Source organism: Enterococcus raffinosus (genome assembly GCF_019175485.1).
In the GTDB taxonomy this organism is placed as follows: domain Bacteria; phylum Bacillota; class Bacilli; order Lactobacillales; family Enterococcaceae; genus Enterococcus_A; species Enterococcus_A raffinosus.
The window spans coordinates 2,280,914-2,307,408 of the sequence record NZ_CP072888.1; the positions used below are offsets into that span (position 1 = coordinate 2,280,914).

Here is a 26,495-nt window from a genome sequence, read left to right on the forward strand (position 1 = left end):
ATGAAACTAGTTCTCTTACCTCAAGAATTATCTGTTTATCAGGTGTCCGACTTCAGCCAGATATATTTCACCCAACAACCTCTATTTATTGGAAGAACTGATGAAGAAAATTCCATTGTTTCTGCAACAGCTAATGTTCCTTCCGAGACTATCAAACGGGAAGATGGCTGGAGAGCCTTTAAGATTGAAGAGGTTCTGGATTTTAGTTTAGTGGGGATTTTAGCAAAAATTGCCACAGTCTTGGCAGAGGCTGATATCAGTATTTTTGCTGTCTCAACCTTTAATACCGATTATCTTCTAATCAAGATGGAAAAATATGAGGCGGCTGTCTCTGTCTTAACCCAAGCCGGCTATACTGTCTTATAAAAAGTAGTCAGTTCTTCACTTTCCAGCCTTTTATCCGAGAATAAGATAGGTCTTTAGTTGGACGTAACGCTTCCAGTTTTTCCTTATTATGAGAGTGTAGTAATAAATCAAAGACAAAATAAAGTGCAGCGTTCGTTGGTGGACAAACTAGATAATTGGAGGAAATGAAAATGAAGAGAAATGGGTTAGATATTATGGTATTAATTTTGGGAATTGCTTGCGTTGGTTTATTGACGGTGAATCGGTATATTTTCCGACCTGTTTGGAACTCGGAATTTCGCACAGAGCTTAGAGAAACCAAAAACGAAATTAAGGCTGGGTTAACTGATAGTCGCAATGAAATCAAAGAATCCTCTAAAGAAGTGAAAGAGGAACTAAAAGTGAAACGCGACGAACTAAATGACGACATGAAAGAGGCTAAAAATGAAATGAAAGAGGTAAAAGACGAAATGAAGGAAAGCTTGTCTCTCTCTTATTAATAGCGTCATAAAAAGACCTTCGGACGAAGGTCTTTTTATTCGATCTGTTGCTTCAATTTCTGCTTCATCTCTGTTTGGAAAAAAAGCGTGGAAAGAGTCATCAGTATCGCACCGATAAATAGTGTGCTTTTCAAAATATTCATGACTTTCGTATCAGCTAAAAAGCCGATGTACGGCAAATAAAAATGCGGGCGACCAATTAAATTTCGTTTATGAACCAAGCCCATTTCTGCTTTGTCAGTATTATCCCCTTTAACAAAATATCCCTCGATCTTATTATCTACCGCTAATACTCGACGCGTTTTAATTGCCTTCCCTTGATTTTCATAATACGTGATAGTATCTCCGACATGGATCGGTTCTATGACATCTTTTACAAAAACCAATCCATCCTTGTGGTACTCCGGGGCCATCTTGTCATCTGAAATGACATAGGGCGTGACACTCAGCACCTTTGGGATGACAATGGTTAAAACAGCTAATAAAAATAAAAGGAAAATTAGCACACCATAAAAAACAGTTATTTTTTTATTCTTCAACAGACCTTTCCACCTCCCTCAAAAAAGAAGCATCCCCTTATTTATATCATAGCACATTAATCATAGAAATCTATTTTTAAATCTCAAATCAAATAAAAAATCAAATATATTTTGACTAAAAACACTATTATGTTACTATTATTTTATAGTCGAACGGAAATCTCTCTCTTTTCCAAAAACGAAAGGATGTTATTTAATAATAGTGAAGACAAATAAAAACCGTTCTTTCAGATTCCAGTCAAAAAAAGGTGCTATTTTAATAATATTAGTTATTTTAATGCTTGTTTATTTTTGCGGTATCACCTTCACAGAAAAAGTCAAAAGCGCAGATATCCAAAAACTAAACGATCGCTGGACGTTTATGGTGAAGGGGCATTCAGATCAATATATCTTCGGAAAAACCGAACAACGTTTAAAGAATATTCAGCCAAATAGTGCCCTCATTATGCAACAACAGCTGGACATGACGCTGAAAGACCCGCAGATAGTGATCCGTACCAATCATCAATGGGTGTCGGTCTATATTGGTGAAAGGCTTATTTATAGCTATGCGCCAACGAAGCAGCAGAAAGATCCTGGACTTTTGCAATCGGCGATTCACCTACCCAGTAACTATCGAAAAGAAAAATTACGAATCGTCACAAAAACACCCTATGATTATTATGCTGGCATTCCTGCTCAAGTATTTATCGGTGAAGCAGCAGAAGTTGATCGCTACTTTATTCTGCACTCTCTGCCACAACTTCTGCTCTGGATCACCTGTTCTACGCTTATTGTTTTGATGATGATCCTTCTCTTCTTAAAGAGAAAGGGACCGAAGAAAGAGACTGTTCAAACCTTGATCTTGATCGGATTTACTTTTTTTATTGGGCTACAGTCAATTATTTTGAATGTTCCAGCCAGCACGCTATTTGAGCCTAAAACATTGTCGATCCTGTATAACCTGACAGCAATTCTGATCCCAGTCTTTCTGACCAGTTATTATCTTTTGAGAACCAAAAAATATCAACACTATTACTTTTATGGCGTTGGTTCACAGCTATTTCTATTGATTTTTGGTGTTCTGTGCATAATAGCAGGAAGGCTGTCGCTTCCAGTTGCGGTACAAATTTTTAGCGGATTTAACGTTTTTATGACCCTCTATACAGCGGCCATCGCGTTAGCTGAATCGGCAGATCAAAATCGATTTTATGTCATTTGTTCTCCAGGAATTATCATGGCTGCTTTTATTCACTGCTTTTTCTATATCCAGCTCTTCGCTGGAGCGGCGAACTTAACAACTGACTGGCCGTTGATTTTATTTGGCGGACTGATGATTTTGATCAGCGGCTATCATTTCGGCGAAGCGATTCGCTTCATTCGTCGCTACCGTATAAAGCAGCAGGAAGATAAACAGCAATTTATACGAGTGCACGAAAAACAAAATAACCTATTAGTCACCTTTAAACTATTAGCAGAAAAAGAAGCGTATATGAATAAAGAAGCACTCTCCTTAACTTATTTCCTGCAGCAAATGCGGGACTACTATCAAAATGAATTTCGTAAACAAGCTAAATTTTTCTCTTGCCAATTAATCGTAGACCAAGAAAATCAACTGCTAAAAGATGAAAACCTGTATTTACTCATTCAACTATTCGAAAAATTCTTAAACGATTCGAATTTCGGAACCATTGATATTTCAATGAAGCAAGAAAACCAACAGTTAATTATTGAAAGCAGCACAAGTGCGTTTACTCGTCATTCCTTTGATGAATCCGTCGAGGCAATTATACCTGTAAGTTCTCATCAAGAGTTAGAACAAGCAGTGAAGCGATCAAATGGCGATTGGCATTGGCAAAACAAAGAGAAAAAACAGTATTTTAAAATCACCTTAGGGTTATAAAAGAAAATCAGGGCGCCGCTTTATGGAAGAAGCGGTTCCCTGATTTTTTTATCGCTTGATTGTTGCGGTAGAACTTTGAATAAATGAGACTACTTCCTCTTCAGTAAATTGATTACAATCACCCTTTACTGAATGTTTCAAAGCGGAAGCGCCTGTTGCAAATTCAATTGTTTCAATTGGCAAATAATCGTTAATTAGACCATGTAAGATTCCACCAGTAAAAGCATCCCCACCGCCAATTCGGTCCACAATTGGATCAATTAGATGATTTTTTGAGGTGTAGCATTTTCCATTGAGCCACAGTGTTCCCTGTAATTCGTGGACGCAGGTTGAATGAACGCTGCGATTTGTAGAATAAAAGGCCGTTATGTTTGGAAATAGCTCCTGCATTTTTTGATAATAATAGACAATATCCTCTTCAGTTTCTGGAACACCTAATAAATAAATGGCGTCCATTTTTCCAGCTGAACAATAATCCACTAAAGGCAAAACTTTTTTTAGAAAAGCCCCCGCCTCACCTTGGCTCCAAAGACTTTGACGATAGTTACAATCGAAGCTTACTTTGCAACCAGTCTTTTTAGCCGTCTTGGTTAATTCGATGGTCAGTTCTTTCCAATATTCTGAAAGTGCTGGAGTAATACCTGAAATATGAAAAATTTCCACATCGGAAAATAGATCTTGCAGCTTCCATTCCAATTCACTCATCAATGAAAATGTAGAGTATTGCCGATCATAGATGACAGAAGTTGCACGTTGAGCATTCCCTTGCTCCACATAATAAACTCCCATTCTACCTTGCGCTTTTAACAAATAGTCAGTAGCTACTCCGTAACTTCTTAAATGACGCTCAGCTGCTTGACCAAGTCCATTGTCAGCAATCTTACTAGCGAATTGTACTTGATGTCCATAGTTAGCTAAGGAGACAGCAACATTCGCTTCGCCACCACCGTAGTATGCCTCTAATTGTTGCGTATGGTTCAGACGAATCCCTGTTTCGACAGATAGCCGCAACATAATTTCTCCCAAACAGACAATCTTAGCCATTTGCTTCTCTCCGAATCTTTTGCAGCTTTGTCGCATATTGCTGTGCAATTTCCGTTACTTTAGCGAAATCCCCTTCTGCAGCTGGTGCCAACAAATTACCACCCACACCAACCGCTACAACTCCCGCTTCAAACCAAGTTTGCATGTTCTCCAAATTCACACCACCAGTAGGCATGAGGTTTGCATGAGGCAGCGGTGCTTTTACAGCTGAAACAATACTTGGCCCGCTAACACTTCCTGGGAAAAGTTTAATGATATCTACACCATTTTTCAGCGCTTGCTGCATTTCTGTTATAGTCATGCAGCCTGGCAGATAAGGGATTTGATATAGATTGCACAGTTCTGCAGTCTCTTGATCAAAACTTGGACTAACAACAAACTCTGCTCCTGCCATAATTGCTAGCCGAGCGGTTACTGCATCTAAGACTGTTCCCGCACCAATCACTACATCCTGATCTCGGTAATCATTTACCAATTCATGGATAGCTGATTGCGCATTAGGGACTGTAAAAGTAACTTCAATCCCCTTCACCCCCCCGGCAATAATGGCCTGACTAGCTTTGACTGCCTCTACTGGAGTCTTTCCTCTGACAACCGCAATGACCCCGGCCTTTTCTATGCGTGATAAGATTTCTATTCTTTTCATTGATTTCTTCTCCTATCCATTTAGCAAAGCTCTTTCCAATAAGGCACCTGCTTGATGTTGTCCTTCTAAATTTCTTTCTCCTGAGAATTTCAGTACTCGCTCCATGTTGGTAATGACTACAATGATCATTGTTTCCTTGCCTTGACTATGAATATAGTCTAGGTCCATTTGAGCAATTTTTGATTCCGCTGTAACTTTATCGCCAACTTTTACTGATACATTAAAGCCTTTTCCATCTAACGTTACTGTATCGATCCCCATATGAACAAGAACCTCAATGCCATTACCAGTCTTGATTCCAATTGCATGCTTTGAAGGAAAGACGGTTGTCACTGTTCCGCTGACAGGAGCAAAAACGGCACCATCAACTGACTTGATCGCAAATCCATCTCCCATCATTTTTGTTGAAAAGACTTCATCCGGCACATCTTCTAGTGGAACATAACTGCCTCTAGCAACAGAATGTAGATTTACTTCGTTATTAAAGTCATCCTCTTCTGCCTCTTCGACTGGAACGAGCATATACGTGATTACAAAGGAAGAGATCAATGCAATCAAAATTCCCAGAACCGCAAAGATAAAGTATTGACCGATATAGGCCGGCAGACTGAAGATACTTGATAAGATATAACCATAGATACGAACACCGAAAAAGCTGATAAATGCCGATGCAATCGAACTACCGATAGTTGCGGCAATGAAAGCCTTCTTATATTTTGATAAAATCCCGAATAAAGCAGGTTCAGTAATTCCTAGTAAACCAGAAACTGCCGAAGATAGAACCAGTGATTTTTCCTCTTTTGATTTGACCTTCGTATAAATTGCAGCTGTCGCACCTGTAATTGCCATATTCGCCATGAACATCATTGGCATCAGCATATCATAGCCTTGGTTCGCAAAATTTTGCAAAGCGATAGGAGTCATCGCATGATGTAATCCAGTGAAGATCGCTATTGGGCGAATTGCCCCCACCACAACACCAGCCAAAACAGGAGAAATGGAGAATAACCAAGCCACACCAGCCGCTAATAGGTTTCCTAAGTGAATACTGATTGGCCCAATAACTGTCAAAGTAACCAATCCTGCTACGAATAAAGAAATAGTTGGCGTAAACACTGTCCGTAAAACCTGCGGCAGCACCTTATCGACCCAACGATAGATATAACTTAAGGCCAATACTGCAAAGATGATTGGAATTACCGTTCCTGCATAGTTAAAGACAGGTACAGGAATCACACCAAACAGCTTAAAGGCGGAAACAGAGCCTTCAGCGACTGCCGTAGTCATCGTCGGAAATTGTAGTGTGGCAGCGATAGCGACCGATAAATATTGATTTGTTTTGAAAATCCTAGCAGCCGAGGCAGCAACAAAAAATGGCAAGAACGTAAATACCCCACTGGCAATCATATCAATGATTAAGTAGGTATCTGTTTGGTTAGAAATCACATTCAATGCAACTAATCCCGCCATTAGCCCTTTGATCATGCCCGCACCGGCAATCGCTGGAACAATTGGTCCGAATACTCCAGAAACAGTGTCCATGAATAAGGATACTGCTCCTTTTTTCTCTCCATCAGCTTGTTGATTATTCTCATCAAGACCTAACACTTTGACAATTGGTCCAAAATAATCCGCTACATTCGTTCCAATGACTACCTGCAGCTGATCGCTTTGATACTTCGTTCCAACTACTTCAGCTATTTTTTCCAACTCAGCGTAATTAACCTGCTTTTCATCCTTTAAATTGAAACGCAACCTAGTCATACAATGCCAAGCATTATTGATATTCTCTGCACCACCAACATTTTTAATGATTTGCTTTGCTACATCTTCGTGCTTCACTTTTTTTCCTCCTTATTCTTTGAAACTCGACGAAACGTGTTTCCGTTTTCAACAACATAGTAGCATGGTCATACTCCCTTGTAAAACCAGTCCTTTTTTATTAAAAACAAAAGAAATCAGCTTTATATCAACGTTCACATAAAATTTATTTAAAAATTGGACTGTTTTTACATCTCTTTACTCTCTTTTTTTAGTCCAAATTGACAGCCCTATCATCTACATGTTTCAATGAGTTTGCAAATGATTCATATTTACGTACATTGGAGTGAAAAAAATGACACCAACAATCATTACTGATATAAAAAGCTTCGCAATCAAACCGGACCGTCATAATTTATTAGTCGTAAAGGTCGAAACTGATAAAGGGGTATCCGGCGTCGGCTGTGGAACTTTCCAATTTCGGCCATTAGCCGTTCAAACGGTCGTCGAAGAATACTTGAAACCTTTACTTATTGGTAGAGATGCGAACCAAATTGAGGATATCTGGCAAGTGATGAACGTCAACTCTTATTGGCGAAACGGACCGATTACCAACAATGCAATCTCCGGTGTGGACATGGCACTTTGGGATATTAAAGGAAAACTAGCTGACATGCCTTTGTATCAACTGCTAGGTGGTAAAGCACGCACAGCAATTCCGGCTTATACCCACGCTGTCGCAGATAATTTAACCGCTTTGTACGGTGAGATTGACAAATTTCTTGCAGAAGGCTATCGCTACATTCGTTGCCAATTAGGTTTTTACGGCGGTAATCCCAGCAAATTAGAGACCCCCGAAAATCCAATTAACGGCTCTTATTTCGACCAGGAAGAGTATATGCAAACAACGTTAAAAATGTTTGCTAGTATTCAAAAAAAATACGGTCAGCAATTCCAAATGCTGCACGATGTTCATGAACGCTTGCATCCTAATCAAGCCATCAACTTTGCAAAAGCTGCGGAAAAATATAATCTTTTCTTCTTAGAGGATATCTTACCACCAAACCAAAATGAATGGCTTGCGCAATTACGCAGTCAATCTGCGACACCGATTGCGACGGGAGAATTATTCAACAATCCCATGGAATGGAAGGAGTTAGTCCGCAATCGTCAAATCGATTATATGCGCGCACATGTATCTCAAATTGGTGGAATCACTCCTGCATTGAAATTGGCCCATTTCTGTGAAGCCATGGGAATTCGAATCGCCTGGCATACACCATCGGATATCACACCGATTGGTTTAGCAGTCAATACACATTTAAATATTCATTTACACAATGCAGCTATCCAAGAAAATATTGATGTGCCCCAAAATACTCAGAAGCTCTTTGGTAACATTCCAGCACCAGAGCAGGGCTTCTTTTATCCGATCGAACAAAGCGGAATCGGGGTGACCTTCAATGAAGAGATGGCTGCTGAATATCCTGTCGTTTACCGTCCCCATGAATGGACGCAAAGTCGAACACCAGATGGAACAATTGTAACCCCATAAGAAAAAGGTAAAGTCTACTTTCGGACTTTACCTTTTTGTGTTTCACTACATATTTTTAGCATCCATTTCTCTTGTGATGAAATTTCTAATCAATCCTTGAACGATGAATCTCACGATCAAAGGGCCGAATATACGTTACTGAGTAATCGATCGCCACGATGCTACTGTATTCAAAAACCTGTCCATCTTCCAAAATAGCTCGATTTGTAATCTGCATCGCAGGGGTTCCACGCTTACACAAAAGCAGCTTTGACTGCTCCTTTGAAGTGGTGATTGGGTCATAACTGGTAATATAATGGGATATACGAAACCCTTTCTGTTCGACATAATTTTGGATCGAATGCTCAATGACCTCTTGTGACAAATCTGGAAACATTGCTGTTGGCATTTTCGAGATTTCCAACTGTTCAATTTTGTAATTGACAATGCGGATGCGCTCAAAAGTCCACACCTCGTCCCCTTCATCAATTTGGAAAATCTTTTGTTCGTCTAAGGTGGCTGGCGCCTTTTTTAATTCAATCATTTTTGAGTCAATCCGATCGTAAGGAGTACGAGTCAAAGAATTAAAGATCAGTGGATTTTTCACCCATTTCTCATGGACAAAAATTCCAGACCCCTGAACAACGCGGACAATCCCAATCTCTTCTAAATTTTTCACCGCTTGCTGAATGGTAAATCGAGATACGCCATAGATTTGTGCCAGCTTTCGCTGATTTGGTAATTTTCCTTCTTTAAATTCTTCCTGATAAATCTTACTCAATATGTCTTGAACAATGAACTCGCGCTTTTTCATGTAGGGCTCCTTTGTCGGGCTTTTTTCTATTCCTATCTTACCAAAAGAAGCCAAAGTTTTCAGTCGGCTACCACGATTTAATCCGCTTCTTCTTTCTGTGCATGAGCAAAGCTGAGCCTTACTCGAAAAAACTTTCGCCTCACAAAAAAACGACCTTTCTCAAATGGAAAGGTCGCGAGCTTTTAATAGATTAATGATAGGAAATCTTCTTTGGTAATATTGCCAAAGTAATGCGTCAAATCGATTTGATCGATGCTTTCTTCTAGCGCTGTTTTCTCATAGCGTGTACCAATCAATTGATTTTCTACGTCCTTGATCTCACCTAATCCGAAGAAGTCTCCGAAGACTTTCGCTTTTTCGATGACACCATTCGCTACATCTAGACGTACTTCGATTGAACCAATTGGGAAACGTTTTTGCCGCTCCAAGTTAAACTCTGGTGAACGGCCATAGTTCCAATCCCAATTTTTGTAGTACTCATCAGAAATTTGATTGATAGCTTTCCAGTCTTCCTCATTCAGCTCATGAGTCTTTACTTGATCGACACTCTCTACGCCAAAAATTTGCAACAGGATCGCTTGGCGAAATTCTTCTGTTGTCATGTCTTGTTTATCTGCTGGCAAATAATCCTTAATATTTGTCACTCGAGAACGAATCGACTTAATTCCTTTTGATTCGATTTTGTCTTTTTTGACCTTCAAGGCATTGACCACTTCGTCAATGTCGCTATCAAACATCAAGGTTCCATGAGCAAACATCCGGCCATTGGTTGAATACATCGCATTACCGGAGAACTTTTTATCGTCAATTACTAAATCATTCCGACCTTTTAACTGAGCCCCTTCGATCCCCAGCTTATGAAGGGCTTCAACGATTGGTTCCGTTAATTTTTTGAAATCTCTAAAGGAGTTGCCATCATCTGGCATAATGAAGCTGAAATTCAAATTCCCAAGGTCGTGATAAACAGCCCCTCCACCACTTAACCGACGAACAACATGAATCCCTTTTTCATCCACGTATTCTTTGTTGATCTCTTCAATCGTATTTTGATTACGACCGATAATAATGGACGGCTCATTAATATAAAAAAGCAGGATCGGTTCGTCTAATGGCATGTTCTGTAATAGATACGTCTCGATGGCAAGGTTTATTCGTGGATCACGTTCTTTGTCATTTGGTACATATAGCATGTTTCCAACTCCTAGCTCCTGTTAAGGAATAAATTATTTTTAAATCTCAAAAACTTTGTGAGGCTGTGCCAATTCAACTGGAATGCCATTGCTTGTAGCAGCCGCCTGCTGACGTAGTTCTTCTAAATCGCCCTGTTGAGGCAAATGAGTCAACACTAGCTTTTTGACTGCCGCATTTTTGGCAAATGTGCCCGCTTCACCAGCTGTAAAATGTGCTTTATGGTGTTCGTTTCCATCAAATAAGTACGTATCTGCTAAAAACAGATCGGCCTCTTTGGCAAACTCATTGAAGGACTCTAGATAACCAGAATCACCCGTGAAGACAAAGACAGCACCGGTCTTTTCTTCGACAAAGCGCATTGCATAGCAAGGTACCGGATGAATCGTCTTCATAAACGTAACAAGAAACGGTCCAAGTTTCAATTCTTCTGCTTCAAAATAAGCGCGGCCTTCAGTAACGCCTTCCATCGTCAAATCGTTGAAATGAAATTCGTCTTCTGTGTGCCCATAGATCGGCAAAATAGGCTTCGGTGTTTGCGTTGGATAGAGCTGCCAATAATATTGCAATACCCCTAGATCCGCAATATGATCATGATGATAGTGAGTTAAGATCACTGCATCCAAATCCAAGGGATCCAGCTCCTTTTCCAGCTCAACAAGCGTTGAACTGCCAGCGTCTAATAATAAATTAAAGCCATCCGCTTGCAGCAAATAACTAGTCGTTCCTTGTCCTTCGTAAGGATAGGCACCTAAACAACCAAGGACGGTCAATTTCATGCGAATTCCCCCTGATCAATTTTTTCCTGTAACGCTTGATCATAGAATGCCGCACTTGCCGTGTTTACATAGACAGCCACGAAAAGCAGTCCTACGATCAAAGCCACAAAACCTAAGATATACCATCCAATAAAGGATAATTGCAATAAGATATATTTTCCCCAACGATCCTTCAGTAATGACCAAGCACGCTTGATGCAATCGCCCACACTTAAATCTGGATAATCAAATTTTACCCAAACAGCAAATTTGAAAATGATACTGATGATTGTTGTCACGAGTAAGAAAGCCAGTGTCAAAACAACATACAAACTAAGAATGCCGACATTCAACAAGGTAGAGACGTTGTCTACACTGGTCACGCCTCCTGTTGAAATCAGCGAAATGTACACACTGCTGCCCGCCTGCAGTAACAATGGAATAAAGAAAATTGCCGCTAATACATATTGTACGACTTGGGCAATAATATTGATCAGCATCAACGGAACGTAATAGCCCTGTTGAAAGACCACGAAAATTTGCCCTAATTCTGCTCGACCGCCACGCACGACGTACAAGCTGATGTAATAGAGGGCATAGCTGAAAGCAAATAAAACAAAAATGCTCAATAAAAATGAGATTCCTAATTGAAGATTTGTATTGCTGGTCATCGTGGAAACGTTACTGATCGCTCCTGTTAACAATCCAACAATTACGATCAACCCCACGTTGATCCCCCATTGACCATTCAGACGGTCTTTGGCTCTTTGACGATATTCACTTAGACTCATAGATACACTCCTTATTCACGATTCGCGGAAAATTTTTTTCTACGATTTTTTTAATTCTGAGATTTCTTTGGTTAAATGCTGTATTTTACGTTCGACTCGTTTGGCTTCAAGAGCAATTGGAACATTTCCTGGACTGAGCTTCTCAAACAATTTCAACTCTCTTTTTAGATGACTCAGCTCGGTTCGTTTTGTATCGATCTTTGTATTCCTGCTGTTAATACCCCTTATTCAAAGAATAGGAACAAACAAAAAATCCAATGCAACCAATTTAGCGACAGCTTTTAATAATTCTTGATTTCACCAACTGTTTCGTAATCTAAACGTGCAACAACTTCTGTGACTAGTTTTACTGTATTAAAATAATCCTCTTCATGGATGACCGATGTATGTGAATGTAGATAACGAACCGGTACAGTAATCGCTAACGAAGGCACACCATCACGGGTCAAGTGCATTTGTCCAGCATCGGTTCCACCACCAGCGATGACCGTATATTGGAAAGGAATGTTTAACTCTTCCGCCACATCAATCACAAAATCCAATAATTTTTTATGAGGAACCATAGAGGCATCGTAAATCAGGATCTGCGGTCCCTTGCCTAACACAGAGTCCGCTTCTTTCGGCGTCATTCCTGGTGTATCTCCAGCAGTCCCTGTATCCAAAGCAAAAGCGATGTCAGGATTTACGATATGTGAGCTTGTACGAGCCCCCCGCAAACCAACTTCTTCTTGAACGTCGCTGCCGGCGAACAAAACATTATGATGCTCCCGTTTAGATAGATTTTCTAATACCCGTAACGCGACAGCTGTACCAATTCGGTTGTCCCATGCTTTTGCGAGTAAAAATTTAGACTCATTCATTCGTTGGTAGTGAATATACGGCGTCACCATATCTCCAGGACGAATGCCCCATTCTTTTGCTTCTTCCGCACTAGAAGCCCCGATATCAATAAACATATCCTTAATTTCAAACGGTCTTTTACGTGCTTCCGGTGTCAACACGTGAGGTGGCTTAGAACCGATCACCCCATGGATAATCTTTCCTTTACGAGTTTTGATTTCCACTTGTTGCGCCAGCATGACTTGATTCCACCAGCCGCCGATCGTTTGAAATTCTAAAAATCCCTTTTCCGTAATCTTTGTTACCATAAAGCCGACTTCATCCAAATGACCAGAGATAAATACTTTGGGACCTCCGCCGCCTCCGTGTTTCGCGATCACACTGCCTAAACCGTCAAAGAAAATATCATCAGCAAAATCCTGTGCATAGCTTTTGAAAACTTCTCTGACCTCGTCTTCATTTCCCGCGATTCCTCGGGCTGATGTCAGATCGATCAATAATTGTTCTTCCTTTTTCTCCACTCTTACTCCTCCTGCTTTACCTCAAAAATAAAATACTACTTACTAGGATACTCTTCTAAAAAATGAAGAACGACCCTTTTTACCTATAAATCAGTATACCATTGTCAAAAAAATCTGCGTAGTATGTTGTATAATCACTAGGAGGTGATCGAATGGCACGCGTATTAGCAATTGAACTGACCATGATGGTAATGATCGAAAACGACCAAGACGAGGTACTGGTCCAAGACCGGAAGAAAAAGGATTGGCCCGGCTGGACCTTTCCTGGCGGACATGTAGAAAAGGATGAGGGCAGCTATGAGGCAGCCGTTAGAGAAATCGAAGAAGAAACTGGGTTAGTAGTACAGCCACTTTTGCGTGGGACAGCAGAGTGGAATCATTTAGCGAAAGAAACACGTGAGCTGGCTTTTCTTTACACTGCCAAAGTAAAGAAACAAGTAGTGCCTGATGATCTTTTTTGGGTAAAAAAGACAGCATTGACCACACAGCAGCTTGCAGGAACTTTAAATGATCTATTGCCAATCTTTTTTGGTGAAGAACAGCAAATTTACTTTGAAGATTAAAAAAATCAGCGTGCTAGGAAGGACACGCTGATTTTTTAATTAGGCTTGAACTTTTTTCAATGACCAAGTGCCCTTTTCCCGCATCGTGATCAGATGAATCACCCAAAATACAGCGGCAAAGGCTAATAGAACCCCTGATTGGAATAAAAACTTATCTAAAAAGGCCTGATCAAAGCTGACTGTTTTTCCGATCAATTCATTGTTCTGTACAAACCAGTAGGTTGGCGTAAAAGCAGCGATCTTATTCACCGCATCGGGTAAAAATTCACTTGGAACAAATACCCCGCCGACAAAACAGCTTCCCATTATAAAGATATTATTAATCCCGCTGATCGCATCTTCCTTCTGTAAAATACTGGTGATCAAAATAGAGAAACTAACAATCGCGACAAAGAATGATACTGTGTTCAGCAGGAAATACCCCATCACCTGATCCATGCTATTTCTAGTAACTGCTAATACGAAGGCTACAAATAGAAGCCAGCAGCAGACTGAATAGGCCAAGTTGCCTATTGATATTTTGCGAGACAGTTTCCGACGGGAAATGGGTGAACAGCTGTTTCGGCGACTGATTTCCTCCCGATTAAAGGCCAAATTCACTACCGCGTAACCGCTGAAGATTGTCATGAACATTCCATAAGCCAAGAGATTATAAATCTGACCCGTGACATTTCGTTTCTTCTTTTTATGGTAGCTTGAATCGAAATGTACTTTTCCATCTTTGCTCAAGGTTGTTTTTGTTTGCTTTAATAACTCCTTTTGACTTAGCTCTGGCATTTGCTTTTGATACGTCAAAAAGGTATTGAGATAGTTGTTTATCGTTGTGTCCACTAAGGATTGTGAAAAGGTTGCTGGACGGGTCTTGCTTGTTAGCTTCACGTCTTCTCCTTTAGACAATTTTTCTGAGAAATTCTTAGGTATCTCAAGAATATACTCTACTTCATCAAAGTAAAGCGCATCATCCAAACTCTTTTCAGAAGTATCCTTTAATTGAACAATCGTGTGTTGTTTTCCTAAATAATCTACAAAGCCTTTTTCAATAGCAGAATCATCTTTTGAGAGAACGGCAATTTTCGCACCCGTCAATTCTTCTGCGTCTTTAGTTAATTGACCGGCATAAAACATTGTGATAACTACCATAATGATTATCCCTAATGACAGACTCCCCTTATTCTTCTTCAGAATTTGCAGGATCGCTCTATAAGTGGTCATATTGCACCTTCCTCTCAAAAGAATAATTTAATAGGATAAATAAAATACCAACCCCAGCTAGCCACAATAAATTCGTATAAAAGGGATCGAGAGATTGATAATAAAACAGCTGATACAAGCTTTCACTAATTAGATTTACGATATTGATTCGTCCTAGCAATGGAACATGGACATCAATCCAATATTTGATCGATTGTGATCCCATCATTCCTGCTAAAAAGCTCATAATCATGGATATAGAGATCCCAATCGAAATCTTTTGTTGAAAGGCCAGCTTGGATAATGCATTCCCAATCAACGTCCCAAAAGAAATCGCCGTAAATGCACCAAGGGCGCAAACGAGTAGGATACAGTTCCAATGATCCCCAAACTCGACTTGATAAACAAAACGATAAAACATCAAGATCAAGGTCGTCTGAACGAAGAAGAGGACAAAACTTGCCAGCATATTGGCAAAGGACACCAGCAATTTATTCCGTGGAATCAAGCATAGACGCATCCCCTCTGGCGATTGATTGGCTTGTTGATCGTTCGCGTTGCGCAGTCCCCACATAAATCCGTACATGACGGTCATCCCGACTAACGTAAAGAAATAAAAAGATTTCAAGTTGAAGTTTCCAGTACCATTGCCATCTTTTACATAGCTCTTTTGTTCAAGTACCTGATTGAACATTTGTGGCTGTACCGTCCCAGTTGCCATCAACGTTTCAATTTTATCTGTATTTTGTAGATATTGATTCAAAAGTTCCTTTAAAACGGTTTGCTGCGTGCCGCTTTTACTAACAAATAGCTCGATAGTCTCTGCATCAATTTCAAAATAGCCGGCAATCTCATCATCCGACAATTGTGCCTGTGCTTCTTTTTTTGACAGTTCTTTACTCTTAAAGACCACTTCATCATCATCGTCTTTTATTTCCTTTAAAACCGTTTTAAACTGTTCTGCTTTCGTTTCATCTGTAGAGACGATCCCAACCTTCGATGTTTCTAAGGACATCATTTCATCTAAGTTGCCAAAGGCTAGATTGAACAATAATCCTAAAACGACCGGAAAGGCAAAGGTCCAAAAAAGCAGACTACGATTTCTTAATAAGACGCGCAAGCGATAAATAAATAAACGAATAAACATAATCTCCCCCCTAATCCCTTAATTCTTTTCCGGTGATTTCCAAGAAAACATCGTTTAGTGTTGCCTCTTGCGTGTGGATATTGGCGTACATAATTTTTTCTGTTTCAAAATAATTCAAAATTGGCAGCAGTGCCTTTTTCAAATCCTTAGTGGTTATTTTTAGATAGCTCTCATCATAAGTTACTTCCAAAATAGATGGGAATCCCTCAACCGTTGCCACTTGTTCTTCAGTCAATCCTGGAACCTCGATAATTAATTTTTCATTTTCGCGAACCATATTTTTCAGTTGCTCTTTACTGCCCTCAGCGATTACTTGTCCTTGATCAATAATCACAATATGGTTACATAAGATCTCGACTTCTTCCATATAATGAGTTGTATAAACGATTGTCGCTCCTTGACGGTTCAGCTCTTTAATACTATCCAAAATCTTGTTACGACTTTGTGGATCGACAGCGACAGTTGGTTCATCTAAAAAGATCAGCTCTGGTTTATGCACGATCCCACAGGCAATATTCAATCGACGCTTCAAACCGCCGCTTAGCTGTCTAGGATAAAATTTTCGAAATTCTTCTAAACCAACAAGTTGAATGACCTCTTCTACATATTGCTCTCGTTTGCTCTTTTCTTGCACATACAACCCGCAAAAATAATTGATATTGTCCGTAACACTCAGTTCTTCAAAAAGAGCAATCTCTTGAGGCACAACCCCGATTTTTTGTTTGATTCCATATTTTTCTGGTCCCATCTCTTCACCGAAAATTTTGATTGAGCCTCGATCATAAGTCAGCAATGAGAGAACACAATTGATAGTGGTAGATTTTCCGCTCCCATTTGGTCCTAATAGACCCAAAATTTCACCCTTTTTCACGGATAGGTTTAAATGGTTCAAAGCGGTGAAATCACCGTAGCGCTTTACTAAGTTTTCGATTTCAATTAACATTTGAAAAACTCCTTTTCCTTTTCATCTTACATTTACTATAATAAAATTAGAAAATTTATTACAGTGAGTTTCGGCCAATCATAGAATGACAAATGTCATTTTGTGAAGAAGTTTACGTGAAATCATATTTCAGCTAGAAGTTAGGAGAGACAATGAAGCATTTAAATAAATATTGGGCGGATTTTTTCTTCTTTGAAATTATCGGTATCGTCCTCTTGTTTCAGCAGGAGTTCAAACCACAAATGGTCGTCTACCTATTGGCCAGTATTCTCTTAGCCGCACCCGCCCTATTGCTGAAAAAATCATTAGGCCAAGCAATGGGGGTCTTTCCACTATTAATTTTAAGTTTTTTTTGGCCTATGCTGCTCATTTTTTTGCCAGCTAATTTGCGAATCTCCTGGCGAGAAGAAGTCATTTGGAGTTGGGGATTGATTGTATTGGTCATTCCTTTATTCCAAGATGGCTATTCTTCATCTGAGCACCTACTGATTTTTTGTTTAAGCTGCTTTGCTATACTCTTAGCTTGGCGTGGGAAAAAACAGATGGAACTAGAAGAAGCTTTTTTGCAGTTAAAGGATGATAGCTGGGAAAAACAAGAACTTCTAAAACAAAAAAATCAAGAATTGATACAATCACAAGAGACCTTCATCGATCTGGAAATCTCAGAGGAGCGAAATCGAATCGCTCGTGACATCCATGATAACGTCGGGCATTTGCTCTCTAGCGCCATCATTCAATTAGGAGCAATCGAAGCTATCAATCAAGCGGATTCTTTGAAAGAGCCGTTAACTCAATTAAAAGTGACTATTCACACTGGGATGGATAATATTCGCGAAAGTGTTCATGATTTGCATGAAACCTCGCTTTCCTTCAGAAAGGGATTGGACTTTCTTATTGCGGATTTTCAATTCTGTGAAGTGACTATTCGTGGCAATATCCCAGAAAATTTGACTCAAGAGCAGGATCGTACCCTATTAATGGTAATGAAAGAAGCCTTGGCCAATGTTATGAAGCACAGTAACGCGACCAATGTCACTCTTTCATTCAACGAGCTGCCGGCATTTTATCGATTACAGATTCTTGATAATGGAACGTTGGCTAAAAAAAGCGGGAGCGGTATTGGATTGAAAAGTATGCAGCAACGTTTAGAAAAAATCGGCGGTCAGATGCATCTCTCACAAACTCCCAATCATTTTATGATCCATGTCATCCTACCGAAAAATACTCACTCGGCACTCCGAGAAATCAATTGATGTAAGTTAGCCTTTACTTATTAGAATAAAAAATGAAGATTAAGGAGAAGTTGTATGATTCGTGTTGTCGTTGTTGATGATGATCCACTAGTTACAGAATCATTGAGGACTATTTTAGACCTGTCGCAAGAAATACACGTTCTAAATACGGGTAATTCTGCCGCTGAAGCGGTGAACTTATATTTGCAGGAACATCCTGATGTTCTATTAACGGATATTCGTATGGGAGAGAGTACAGGAATAGAGGCTGCAAAAGAAATTTTCAAGCAAGCTCCTGACGCTGTTATATTGTTACTAACAACTTTTTCCGATGATGAATACATCCGCGAAGCCCTACAGATTGGTGTAAAGGGCTATCTGATCAAGCAGGACCTAGCTAGTATCGTCCCCGCAATCAAAGCCGTCTATAATGGACAAACGGTTTTTGGAACAGAAATTGCCGGAAAATTAGCCTCCATCTTAACCAGTCAAGCACCACAAACTCAACCTACTATTGAGTTATCTGAACGAGAAGAAAGTATTTTGATTGCCGTTGCCAATGGAAAAAACAATAAGGAAATTGCCAAAGAACTATTTTTAAGTGAAGGGACGGTCCGAAATAATATCAGCCAGCTATTAGAAAAATTAGAAGTTCGTGACCGTACCCAATTAGCGATTTTCTATTACAAAAATTATCAGCAAAAATAGCCTAAGGAGATATTTTCCTTAGGCGCTTTTTATTATCAAAACGTTACCACAGCAAAGCAAGCCAAGGAAGAAATCCTCAATTGGCTGATGCTATATTTTTATTACCTCTTTTTCTTCTTGCCGCCATTCTTCTTTTTATTTCCACTGTTTATCGGTGACTTATTCTGTCTTTTTTCAATCAGCGATTGAACATAGGCTTCTTTCGGACTGAGGCGCTTATGTTTCTTGGGCTTTTGTGCAACAGTTGTCGCTGATTTCGTGGTTTCGACAGCAGTTGAATCTCCCGCAAAAGAATCACTTTCTAACTTTATAGGTGGATCATTAATTTCTATCAGAGGATCAACAGTTGGATCTTCCAATAGGCTTCGTTCCTTATCCTGCTCTGTAAATACTACTCGAGCATCCGCTAAACGAACCACTTCTGGATGAACCACTTGAACTAAAGCCAATCTTTCTTCTTCACTTAAAGTGGTGGGATTAATCCCTGTGGGCACAACGATTTCGATAGTTTCTGCCGCTTCTTCGGAAGGTTGATCCTCCTCAATTTGCAGCACTTCCATTACTTTTTCTAATGTATCCTTTGTCCCTGGGCGTTCAAAATCAACGAGCTTGACGAAACGGCGCACCCCGTCCTTTGTTTTAAAAATACTTAACGTAGTTAGGATCTCTAAACTTTTAGCTAGCTTGGCCATACTGACCCTCTCATCCGCGTCTCGGATCGTCAAAGTATGCTTCTTCCCGCTGGCATCCTCAAAAAAAGAAACCAAGCGAATTTCTAGATCTGGGTTCTTGCATTCCCCAGTTTTTGGTGTATCTAATACTTTTTTATAAAAACGAGCCACTTCGGTGAATCGTTGGTATTCTTTTTTGTTACTAAATAGTCGACCGATCACGGTTGTCCATTCTCCCTCTGCGGAAAAATAGTCTTTGAAATATACACAATATTTACGTAAAGCGTCATTCGGTTTAGCTGTTATAAATAATTCTCGAACTAAATCATAGCACAAGAAAGAAAAGTCGCTGCATACAATCGCATTCCGCAGCATAACAACTACTAGATACTCGATGACTGAGGCTGTATCCTGTGTGTTTTTGAAATAGGTAAGAATTTTAGCTTCTAATCGTTCCCGTTTCATACTAAATAGTGCTCTCTGAGTTAGTGGCTGTGTCTTTTGGTTGGCTTTCATAATAGGCTCGCTCCTTTTTTTGTATCCGTTTTCTTTTCTTAGAAATTATCATAACGTATTTTCTATAAAAAAATTTTCTTATTTTTTTTGCTAAATCGCGCAAAAAAAACATAACCCAAATTGAGCCGACCCCCAAAAGTTAGACCAAAATCTAACTCTTGGAGGTCGGTATTTTTTATGGCTAAATATAGTTTTGAATTCAAATTGAAAGTCGTTCAAGAATACTTAGATGGGAAAGGAGGTTATAGCTATTTAGCAAAGATACATTCGGTTAAGGATAGGAAACAAATACTAGATTGGGTGAATTCCTACCGGGAATTTGGCGAAGAAGGTCTTCTCAGAAAACGTAAAAATGCGAATTATTCTGTTCAATTTAAGTTGGATGCGATAGAGTTATATCAAACTAGTGAGCTGTCTTATCGTGAAATTGCCAATGTACTTAAAATGAATAATCCGTCTCTCATTGCCAGTTGGATGAGAAAATTTCGGGATGATGGTATCGATGGACTCACAAAAACGAAAGGACGTCCATCTACCTTGGCTGAGAAAAAAGAACAGAAAAAGAAGCGTTCAATTGAGTCAACACCGGAAGAACGAGACCGTATTAAAGAATTAGAAAAACAAGTGCGTTCCCTTCAGATTGAGAATGCCTTTTTAAAAGAGCTGAGGAAGCTGCGAAAACAGGAAGCCCAACAAAGACGAACGAATCAATCGCACGAATCATCAACAGCCTCCGAGGATCATTCAAATTAGTTGAGCTTCTTGAGACGTTAAACTTTCCTAAAGCGACGTTTATGTACTGGCAAAAACGATTTGACAGAGACAATCCCGATCAAGGAATCGAAGCCGAAATGCTTCGTATTCGTAAAGAACATAAAAATTATGGCTGTTTACGAATGACGAATGAACTAAAAAATCGCGGATTTCATGTCAATAAAAAGAAAGTTCAACGTTTGATTCGAAAGCTAGGGATCGAAGTCCGTTCCTACACACGTAAATCACGTCGCTATAATTCTTATCGAGGAAAGATTGGAAAAGTGGCGAAAAACCGGATTCGTCGTCATTTTTATACGAGTATTTGTCATCAAAAAATTACGACAGATACAACAGAATTCAAGTATTTTGAAATAGATACCAAAGGCGTGATCCGACAAAGAAAGTTATACCTAGACCCGTTCATGGACATGTATAATAGCGAGATTCTTTCGTACCGCATTTCAGAAAAGCCGAATGCCTTGGCAATTATGGAAGGTTTAGAAGAAGCCATCGCGATCACGGCTGATTGCCCCTATCGTCGCACCTTCCATTCGGATCAAGGTTGGGCTTATCAAATGAAGTCCTATCGGCAAAAACTAAAGAAACAGAAAATCTTTCAAAGTATGTCTCGCAAAGGAAATTGTTTAGATAATTCAATCATGGAGAACTTCTTCAGTCTTCTAAAACAAGAAATCTTTCATGGGGAAACCTATCACAGTTTTGATGAACTAAAAACGGCGATTGATGACTATATCTATTACTACAACAATCACCGGATGAAACAGAAATTGAATTGGAAAAGCCCTGTTCAATTTCGAAAAGCTGCACAGAAAGCGGCGTAATTGCCATGTTAACAAACAAAAAACGGAGTAGATTTCTCTACTCCGAAATAAGTCTAACTTTTTGGGGTCACTTCAAATAATATGGTATTTTTAAAGAATACGAATTATTTAAAATAACAATATCAAATAATAAAATCACTTTTTAAAAGCGATTATTATTTGTAAAAAAACAGCGTAAAACTATTTTCATCTCAATCATCCATTAATTTTTGTCTGTGAAATTCTTTTTTTCGCCCCAAAAAAATTTTTGGTAAGCTAAAAAAGACAGCATCAGGAACGAGTCGTTTTACCTGATGCTGTCTCATTTTTATTTTATTTCTGTTGGATTCATTTCTTGCCATTCTTTGCTTAAAAAATAAGGATTGTTGATTTTATAATTTTCAGCTTGCGATCTATGATCCTTTAAGAATGGCGCAATTTTCTTATCTGCTGCCAACCAGCCGTTCCATCCTAAGTGAATGGTGTCTTGCATGAAGTATGGCGTGTTTTCTTGTTCTGTATAGTCAGCGATATTATTGAAGCCCTGTGACGTCAATTGATACTTAATCTTGTCAGAGAACTGTTGCAGCATTTCTTTTGAAAGCCCCGTAAATTTCGCCCAGCGTCCATTGACGGGTGGAATAATAAAGAGCGCATCCGCATGTTCCTTGGCTAATTGATCCAAAGCTAGTTGGAAGTCAGAGAACTCTGGCGAGAATCGATAATCCCAATTTTTTTGTGAATCTGCTAAACGGTTCATATGTGGCTTGATTCGTTGGTGGTAGAAACGTTGCTGAATCCCAAATTCATTTCCTTGAGTCGCCCGTTCACCTAACTGATTAGCCAACGTATCCAGCTCATCTTGATTGTATTTTTTCGGTAATGCTTTAACGTTTTTATCAATCTCAGCCTGTTTGCTTAACATACCAATGGTACTGAACAGTTCATCTTCCCGCTCCAGCATGTTTAATTTTAACTTGCTGACAGCGATATCTGATTTGTCAGGCAGTTGTCCATCCATCACTGCATCCAGCATCCGTTCTAGCCGTTCATCTTTTTTTACTACACCGTAATGCGTTAACCGTTGTGCCAAATATTTATCACTTGCTTGTACTTTTTTCAAGTTTAGCAGCCAATTCAACGTTTGCTCGGGAGAATAATACGCATCAAAGTAATCACGTTTTATCCCATGTTTAACAAACCATTGAGGGGAAATGATAAAGACTACTTTCCGATCCTTTAAGTCCTTCCCGAGGGATTGCATCATCATGAATTGGGTGAGTGACTGGGTTCCTGGAGCTCCCATCAAGAATGGCGTATAGCCTCGATCATATTTTTCTGCTAAAACCGACGGATGAAACGGACTGATTCGGCTCAATTCGGAGGAACCAAAAAATGGGACGTATTTATCAGTACTCAGAGCCTCTTTTGTGATACTGTTTCCTCGCAAGACATTTCCCGCCATCGAACTTGAAGCAGCCTTGATCAGCTCCGGATCATTGCTGTTGATTTTAAAGGGGGAAAAAAACAAGAGAATCAATAACATTGCCGCTAAAAGAATCGGCCCAAAGATACCGAAGAGTTTCTTTTTCATTAAGCTTGTAGAACCTTCACTTGTTCAATGATTTTATTGGGTGTATTCCATTGAGCGCGGTCAAACTCTGAAACTGGAACCTGTACGCCTAATTGTCCTTCGATCTCAACCAATAATTGAACGGTTGCTAAAGAGTCCATCAATCCTTCTTCAAACAAATCCACATCGGGATTGTCTCTTACTTCGTCTGTTCCTGTAATATCTTCTAAAATGCTAAATAATGTGTCTTCCATGTTACTCGCTCCATTTCGTTTTTTTTAAGGAAATATAGTTTTTTCTATCGTTACTGTCCTTTATCATGTGGGCTAGCTCATTATAGTTGTCCGAATTTTTTCTAACGCAAAAATTCGAAACGTTTTCGTACGCATACCATCCGGCTAAACAGTTCATGCGATATCCTGCATTGAAACTATTCCGTCAGTTAGAGCTTTAGTTATCTGCTAAAAGCCGGACTGGCAAAAAATAATTTATCCAAGAAGCCTGAGAAGATTAAAAAGCTCAAGCAGACAGCGTTGAAGGTTAAGAAAATCGCCAACGCGTGGGTAAATTTATTGGATGGAATTTGTTTTTTGTGTTTCTTTTTAAAACGCAGCCACGCATCGGTTAAACAGATCAGGGTTGCGTGGTAAATGCCATAGACAATGTAATACCAAGTTAACCCGTGCCAGACACCCATAATCAAGAACAACGCGAAGTAGCCAACATTAGAAGCCACGATGCGACTCTTGAAGGTTTTCTTCTTGATCAAGGTGAACATTAACCGCATATAGATGTAATCACGGAACCAGAAGGACAAGGTCATGTGCCAACGATTCCAGAATTCCTTGATGTTCCAGGATAGGAATGGTTTATTAAAGTTCGGCGGTGTTTCATACCCCATCAGCTTGCTTGTACCGACGGCGAACAGACTATAGCCGGCAAAGTCAAAGAACAGATACATACTATAGACATACATATACCCGACTAAGCCCCATGAGATGCCGCCGTGATGCATCGCAATTCGATCAACAAGGGGCAGGAGCACTTGACCGAAATAATAACCGATCACGAATTTATATAAGAAACCGACAAAAATATCATGGACCCCCGCTCCTAGCAGATCCACATATTTTTCTGGTGCTGGCGGCTCGTTTAAGTCCTTTTCAAATCGACGATAGCGATCAATTGGACCAGATGAGATGGTTGGGAAGAACAGCAAGAACTTGATATAGTTCAACGGACTGTACTCCTTAATCATGCCATCGCGCATTTCCATGATGATCTGAACGGACTTGAATGTCAGATAAGAAATTCCTAAAAAGCCGAAAATCGATGCCTGTCCATCCATAAACGGCGTCACTTTGACCAAAATCAGCGGCAGGATACTTAAAAATACAGCGAAGTAAAAGACCCCCGCTTGATTCTTATTTTTTCGGTAATAGTTATAGCACCATACTAAAATACTTTGAAATATCACATAGCCGATCAACGCTAAGCCTTGGCGATAATCTTTTCCGCCGAAGGAAATGTATAGAAAGAACAACGTAATCAGTGATTGGTACCAGCTGATTCGCTTCCCCCGAATCAACAAACTTAGAATCAACGGCAGCAGTGCCACAATTAGAATAATGAAATAAATCGGTGACGCATAAGGCACCATGTGAGGAATCAGCATCAGCTATTCACCTCGTTCATCAGTCGTTTGCGGTCAATCTTGCCATTGGGTGTCAATGGCAGCTGATCCACATAGACAAATTTTTGTGGGATCATATAGTCCATGACCCCTTCTGCCAATTCTTCTTTGACTGCTTTCGTTAATTGATACGCTTTTTCAAAATCGTTTTCGTTCGCAACAATATAGGCAACTAATTGTTGAACTTTGTGTTCCTGATATTTTGGCACGACGGTCGCTTGCTTCACATAAGAGACTTTTTCTAAATGGTGATCAATGTCTTCCAACTCGATTCGAAACCCATGGAGCTTCACTTGGAAATCGATTCGTCCTTCATATAGAAGCAACCCATCTTTTTCTATACGACCAGCGTCTCCTGTACGGTAGGCGGGTACTCCGTCAATCTCAAAGAAAGCAGCAGCTGTTTTTTCTGGGTTGTTCATGTACCCTTTTGATACACTTGGACCTTTGATAATAATCTCGCCTGCTTCACCCTCTGCGGCTTCCTGATCCCCATCATAAATCAAGACTTCAGTATCTTTCTTGATATAGCCGATCGGTACACGATCGTATCGCGCTAAAACCTCAGCGGTCACTTCGATTTGAGTCATTGCGACAGTTGCTTCGGTTGGGCCGTATGTGTTAAAGATTTTCGCGTTTGGAAAACGTCGCAATAATTCCTCCGCTGTTTTACGAGGAAGCTCCTCCCCGCAGAATTGGAAGATTTTCAATGAAGGAACGTGCGCTCCATCAAAGGTTTTCTCCATCAAACAAATATCCATAAATGAAGGGGTAGATACCCAAACTTCCAGATCTAACTGAGGAAGAAAGCTGAATAATTTTTTGAAATCGTTGATTACAGCTTTTTCCATTGGAACCAACGTCCCTCCACTGCAAAGTGCAGGATAGACACTCATGACAGACAAATCAAATGAATAGGGTGCTTGGGATAAAAAGCGCATGCCGGGTTCAATGCCGAAATCCTTTAGGTCCCAATTCGTAAAGCTCAATAGATTTTTATGACTGATCTGAACGCCTTTTGGTACGCCCGTTGTTCCAGAGGTAAAAATAATGTAGAAGGTCTCCTTGTCTTCAACAGGTACCAACTCTTTTTTTTCGCGGGATGTTACGAATAGCTCCTGAAGTTCCTTTGGTGCAACAACTGGAATAGTCGCAGCAATTTCTTCCGGCCAAGGCTGTACACTCAAGATCATTGCTGGCTGTGCAACGTCTAAAATCAACTGAATCCGATCCAATGGTGTATTCGATTCAATTGGAATGTACGCATGACCGCTCTTAACAGCACCTAGAAAGCTAGCGATCATTTCAAATTCTAATTCACCAAATACAACAATCGGCGCTTTGTCCGTTAGTTGCTCATTCAAGTATTGCGCTAAGTTGTCTGACCATTGCCGCAATGTTTGATAGCTGTATTTTTCTGTTTCTGATTGGTAAGCGATCGCCTCTGGCTTCTCACTTGCCCATTTATCAATCGTTGTAATAATATTTTGCATGATATTCCCCCCGTTCAGTTCAAGA

At 39.8% G+C, this 26,495-nt stretch carries 25 protein-coding genes; 8 read left to right on the plus strand and 17 right to left on the minus strand.

Annotation, left to right across the window (positions count from 1 at the left end; genetic code table 11):
- Positions 1-366: an ACT domain-containing protein gene (locus J9537_RS11170; protein ID WP_060789523.1), complete on the plus strand. Its 366-nt coding sequence runs from the start codon at positions 1-3 to the stop codon at positions 364-366.
- A gap of 170 nt (positions 367-536) precedes the next feature.
- On the plus strand, positions 537-845 hold the full coding sequence (locus J9537_RS11175; RefSeq protein ID WP_060789524.1) for a hypothetical protein: 309 nt from the start codon (positions 537-539) through the stop codon (positions 843-845).
- A gap of 35 nt (positions 846-880) precedes the next feature.
- Here the strand turns inward: J9537_RS11175 and J9537_RS11180 are convergent, their stop codons facing one another.
- Positions 881-1,384 carry a S24/S26 family peptidase gene (locus tag J9537_RS11180; protein ID WP_010745683.1) on the minus strand — a complete coding sequence of 168 codons (504 nt, stop codon included), beginning with the start codon at positions 1,382-1,384 and terminating at the stop codon, positions 881-883.
- Positions 1,385-1,661: 277 nt separating this feature from the next.
- On the opposite strand from J9537_RS11180, the gene J9537_RS11185 reads away from it, so the two are divergent.
- The gene (locus tag J9537_RS11185; RefSeq protein WP_060789525.1) at positions 1,662-3,266 is read left to right on the plus strand and encodes an MFS transporter; all 1,605 of its coding nucleotides are present in this window, start codon (positions 1,662-1,664) and stop codon (positions 3,264-3,266) included.
- Between the two features lie 48 nt (positions 3,267-3,314).
- Here the strand turns inward: J9537_RS11185 and J9537_RS11190 are convergent, their stop codons facing one another.
- Genes J9537_RS11190 through J9537_RS11200 form a run of 3 tightly spaced genes read right to left on the minus strand, consistent with a single transcriptional unit; the run spans position 3,315 to position 6,798 of the window.
- Positions 3,315-4,310: a sugar kinase gene (locus tag J9537_RS11190; protein ID WP_060789526.1), complete on the minus strand. Its 996-nt coding sequence runs from the start codon at positions 4,308-4,310 to the stop codon at positions 3,315-3,317.
- Positions 4,303-4,956, minus strand: a complete 654-nt coding sequence (locus tag J9537_RS11195; protein WP_060789527.1) for a bifunctional 2-keto-4-hydroxyglutarate aldolase/2-keto-3-deoxy-6-phosphogluconate aldolase — start codon at positions 4,954-4,956, stop codon at positions 4,303-4,305. The genes J9537_RS11190 and J9537_RS11195 overlap by 8 nt, the downstream gene beginning before the upstream one ends.
- A gap of 12 nt (positions 4,957-4,968) precedes the next feature.
- Positions 4,969-6,798, minus strand: a complete 1,830-nt coding sequence (locus J9537_RS11200) for a glucose PTS transporter subunit IIA (RefSeq protein WP_060789528.1) — start codon at positions 6,796-6,798, stop codon at positions 4,969-4,971.
- A gap of 274 nt (positions 6,799-7,072) precedes the next feature.
- On the opposite strand from J9537_RS11200, the gene J9537_RS11205 reads away from it, so the two are divergent.
- A complete protein-coding gene (locus J9537_RS11205; protein ID WP_060789529.1) occupies positions 7,073-8,272 on the plus strand; it encodes an enolase C-terminal domain-like protein in 1,200 nt (399 codons plus the stop codon).
- An 85-nt stretch (positions 8,273-8,357) separates the two neighbouring features.
- Here J9537_RS11205 and J9537_RS11210 read toward each other — a convergent pair whose 3' ends face one another.
- The 5 genes from J9537_RS11210 to J9537_RS11230 form a co-directional block, all read right to left on the minus strand.
- Positions 8,358-9,065 (minus strand): GntR family transcriptional regulator, encoded by a 708-nt coding sequence (locus tag J9537_RS11210; protein ID WP_060789530.1) that lies wholly within the window; start codon positions 9,063-9,065, stop codon positions 8,358-8,360.
- A gap of 182 nt (positions 9,066-9,247) precedes the next feature.
- Positions 9,248-10,255: a lipoate--protein ligase gene (gene lplA / locus J9537_RS11215; protein WP_060789531.1), complete on the minus strand. Its 1,008-nt coding sequence runs from the start codon at positions 10,253-10,255 to the stop codon at positions 9,248-9,250.
- A 39-nt stretch (positions 10,256-10,294) separates the two neighbouring features.
- Positions 10,295-11,032, minus strand: coding sequence for an MBL fold metallo-hydrolase (locus J9537_RS11220; RefSeq protein ID WP_060789532.1), 738 nt, complete (start codon positions 11,030-11,032; stop codon positions 10,295-10,297).
- Positions 11,029-11,802, minus strand: a complete 774-nt coding sequence (locus J9537_RS11225; RefSeq protein ID WP_060789533.1) for a DUF975 family protein — start codon at positions 11,800-11,802, stop codon at positions 11,029-11,031. Before J9537_RS11225 ends, J9537_RS11220 begins: the two co-directional genes overlap by 4 nt.
- Before the next feature lie 281 nt (positions 11,803-12,083).
- Complete coding sequence (locus J9537_RS11230) at positions 12,084-13,163, minus strand: M42 family metallopeptidase (RefSeq protein WP_060789535.1); 1,080 nt, start codon at positions 13,161-13,163, stop codon at positions 12,084-12,086.
- 152 nt (positions 13,164-13,315) lie between these two features.
- Here J9537_RS11230 and J9537_RS11235 point away from each other — a divergent pair, with 152 nt between their 5' ends.
- On the plus strand, positions 13,316-13,726 hold the full coding sequence (locus J9537_RS11235; RefSeq protein WP_060789536.1) for an NUDIX domain-containing protein: 411 nt from the start codon (positions 13,316-13,318) through the stop codon (positions 13,724-13,726).
- Between the two features lie 39 nt (positions 13,727-13,765).
- On the opposite strand, the gene J9537_RS11240 is transcribed toward J9537_RS11235, so the two are convergent.
- Genes J9537_RS11240 through J9537_RS11250 form a run of 3 tightly spaced genes read right to left on the minus strand, consistent with a single transcriptional unit; the run spans position 13,766 to position 17,007 of the window.
- The gene (locus tag J9537_RS11240) at positions 13,766-14,938 is read right to left on the minus strand and encodes an ABC transporter permease (RefSeq protein WP_071875981.1); all 1,173 of its coding nucleotides are present in this window, start codon (positions 14,936-14,938) and stop codon (positions 13,766-13,768) included.
- Positions 14,925-16,064: an ABC transporter permease gene (locus J9537_RS11245; protein ID WP_060789537.1), complete on the minus strand. Its 1,140-nt coding sequence runs from the start codon at positions 16,062-16,064 to the stop codon at positions 14,925-14,927. The genes J9537_RS11240 and J9537_RS11245 overlap by 14 nt, the downstream gene beginning before the upstream one ends.
- Positions 16,065-16,074: 10 nt before the next feature.
- Positions 16,075-17,007 (minus strand): ABC transporter ATP-binding protein, encoded by a 933-nt coding sequence (locus J9537_RS11250; RefSeq protein WP_010745668.1) that lies wholly within the window; start codon positions 17,005-17,007, stop codon positions 16,075-16,077.
- A gap of 152 nt (positions 17,008-17,159) precedes the next feature.
- Here J9537_RS11250 and J9537_RS11255 point away from each other — a divergent pair, with 152 nt between their 5' ends.
- The gene (locus J9537_RS11255; RefSeq protein WP_060789538.1) at positions 17,160-18,260 is read left to right on the plus strand and encodes a sensor histidine kinase; all 1,101 of its coding nucleotides are present in this window, start codon (positions 17,160-17,162) and stop codon (positions 18,258-18,260) included.
- 54 nt (positions 18,261-18,314) lie between these two features.
- Positions 18,315-18,947, plus strand: coding sequence for a response regulator transcription factor (locus J9537_RS11260; RefSeq protein ID WP_010745666.1), 633 nt, complete (start codon positions 18,315-18,317; stop codon positions 18,945-18,947).
- Positions 18,948-19,048: 101 nt separating this feature from the next.
- Here J9537_RS11260 and J9537_RS11265 read toward each other — a convergent pair whose 3' ends face one another.
- Positions 19,049-20,134 carry a hypothetical protein gene (locus J9537_RS11265; RefSeq protein WP_060789539.1) on the minus strand — a complete coding sequence of 362 codons (1,086 nt, stop codon included), beginning with the start codon at positions 20,132-20,134 and terminating at the stop codon, positions 19,049-19,051.
- A 177-nt stretch (positions 20,135-20,311) separates the two neighbouring features.
- On the opposite strand from J9537_RS11265, the gene J9537_RS11270 reads away from it, so the two are divergent.
- A protein-coding gene (locus tag J9537_RS11270; protein ID WP_376713219.1) for an IS3 family transposase occupies positions 20,312-21,732 on the plus strand; the annotation gives its coding sequence in 2 pieces (ribosomal slippage) (positions 20,312-20,789 and positions 20,789-21,732; 1,422 coding nt in all).
- A gap of 307 nt (positions 21,733-22,039) precedes the next feature.
- Here the strand turns inward: J9537_RS11270 and dltD are convergent.
- The 4 genes from dltD to dltA form a co-directional block, all read right to left on the minus strand.
- On the minus strand, positions 22,040-23,305 hold the full coding sequence (dltD, locus tag J9537_RS11275; protein WP_060789069.1) for a D-alanyl-lipoteichoic acid biosynthesis protein DltD: 1,266 nt from the start codon (positions 23,303-23,305) through the stop codon (positions 22,040-22,042).
- Positions 23,305-23,538 carry a D-alanine--poly(phosphoribitol) ligase subunit DltC gene (gene dltC / locus J9537_RS11280; RefSeq protein ID WP_016250129.1) on the minus strand — a complete coding sequence of 78 codons (234 nt, stop codon included), beginning with the start codon at positions 23,536-23,538 and terminating at the stop codon, positions 23,305-23,307. The genes dltD and dltC overlap by 1 nt, the downstream gene beginning before the upstream one ends.
- 200 nt (positions 23,539-23,738) lie before the next feature.
- Complete coding sequence (gene dltB / locus J9537_RS11285) at positions 23,739-24,959, minus strand: D-alanyl-lipoteichoic acid biosynthesis protein DltB (RefSeq protein WP_060789070.1); 1,221 nt, start codon at positions 24,957-24,959, stop codon at positions 23,739-23,741.
- Positions 24,959-26,470: a D-alanine--poly(phosphoribitol) ligase subunit DltA gene (gene dltA / locus J9537_RS11290; RefSeq protein ID WP_060789071.1), complete on the minus strand. Its 1,512-nt coding sequence runs from the start codon at positions 26,468-26,470 to the stop codon at positions 24,959-24,961. The genes dltB and dltA overlap by 1 nt, the downstream gene beginning before the upstream one ends.
- Between the last annotated feature and the right edge of the window lie 25 nt (positions 26,471-26,495).

Bases quoted from the DNA above. Each gene is read 5' to 3' on its own strand.
- J9537_RS11170 (WP_060789523.1), top strand. From the start codon at position 1: ATGAAACTAGTTCTCTTACCTCAAGAATTATCTGTTTATCAGGTGTCC.
- J9537_RS11175 (WP_060789524.1), top strand. From the start codon at position 537: ATGAAGAGAAATGGGTTAGATATTATGGTATTAATTTTGGGAATTGCT.
- J9537_RS11185 (WP_060789525.1), top strand. From the start codon at position 1,662: ATGCTTGTTTATTTTTGCGGTATCACCTTCACAGAAAAAGTCAAAAGC.
- J9537_RS11190 (WP_060789526.1), bottom strand. From the start codon at position 4,310: ATGGCTAAGATTGTCTGTTTGGGAGAAATTATGTTGCGGCTATCTGTC.
- J9537_RS11195 (WP_060789527.1), bottom strand. From the start codon at position 4,956: ATGAAAAGAATAGAAATCTTATCACGCATAGAAAAGGCCGGGGTCATT.
- J9537_RS11205 (WP_060789529.1), top strand. From the start codon at position 7,073: ATGACACCAACAATCATTACTGATATAAAAAGCTTCGCAATCAAACCG.
- J9537_RS11210 (WP_060789530.1), bottom strand. From the start codon at position 9,065: ATGAAAAAGCGCGAGTTCATTGTTCAAGACATATTGAGTAAGATTTAT.
- lplA (WP_060789531.1), bottom strand. From the start codon at position 10,255: ATGCTATATGTACCAAATGACAAAGAACGTGATCCACGAATAAACCTT.
- J9537_RS11220 (WP_060789532.1), bottom strand. From the start codon at position 11,032: ATGAAATTGACCGTCCTTGGTTGTTTAGGTGCCTATCCTTACGAAGGA.
- J9537_RS11225 (WP_060789533.1), bottom strand. From the start codon at position 11,802: ATGAGTCTAAGTGAATATCGTCAAAGAGCCAAAGACCGTCTGAATGGT.
- J9537_RS11235 (WP_060789536.1), top strand. From the start codon at position 13,316: ATGGCACGCGTATTAGCAATTGAACTGACCATGATGGTAATGATCGAA.
- J9537_RS11240 (WP_071875981.1), bottom strand. From the start codon at position 14,938: ATGACCACTTATAGAGCGATCCTGCAAATTCTGAAGAAGAATAAGGGG.
- J9537_RS11245 (WP_060789537.1), bottom strand. From the start codon at position 16,064: ATGTTTATTCGTTTATTTATTTATCGCTTGCGCGTCTTATTAAGAAAT.
- J9537_RS11250 (WP_010745668.1), bottom strand. From the start codon at position 17,007: ATGTTAATTGAAATCGAAAACTTAGTAAAGCGCTACGGTGATTTCACC.
- J9537_RS11255 (WP_060789538.1), top strand. From the start codon at position 17,160: ATGAAGCATTTAAATAAATATTGGGCGGATTTTTTCTTCTTTGAAATT.
- J9537_RS11260 (WP_010745666.1), top strand. From the start codon at position 18,315: ATGATTCGTGTTGTCGTTGTTGATGATGATCCACTAGTTACAGAATCA.
- J9537_RS11265 (WP_060789539.1), bottom strand. From the start codon at position 20,134: ATGAAAGCCAACCAAAAGACACAGCCACTAACTCAGAGAGCACTATTT.
- dltD (WP_060789069.1), bottom strand. From the start codon at position 23,305: ATGAAAAAGAAACTCTTCGGTATCTTTGGGCCGATTCTTTTAGCGGCA.
- dltC (WP_016250129.1), bottom strand. From the start codon at position 23,538: ATGGAAGACACATTATTTAGCATTTTAGAAGATATTACAGGAACAGAC.
- dltB (WP_060789070.1), bottom strand. From the start codon at position 24,959: ATGCTGATTCCTCACATGGTGCCTTATGCGTCACCGATTTATTTCATT.
- dltA (WP_060789071.1), bottom strand. From the start codon at position 26,470: ATGCAAAATATTATTACAACGATTGATAAATGGGCAAGTGAGAAGCCA.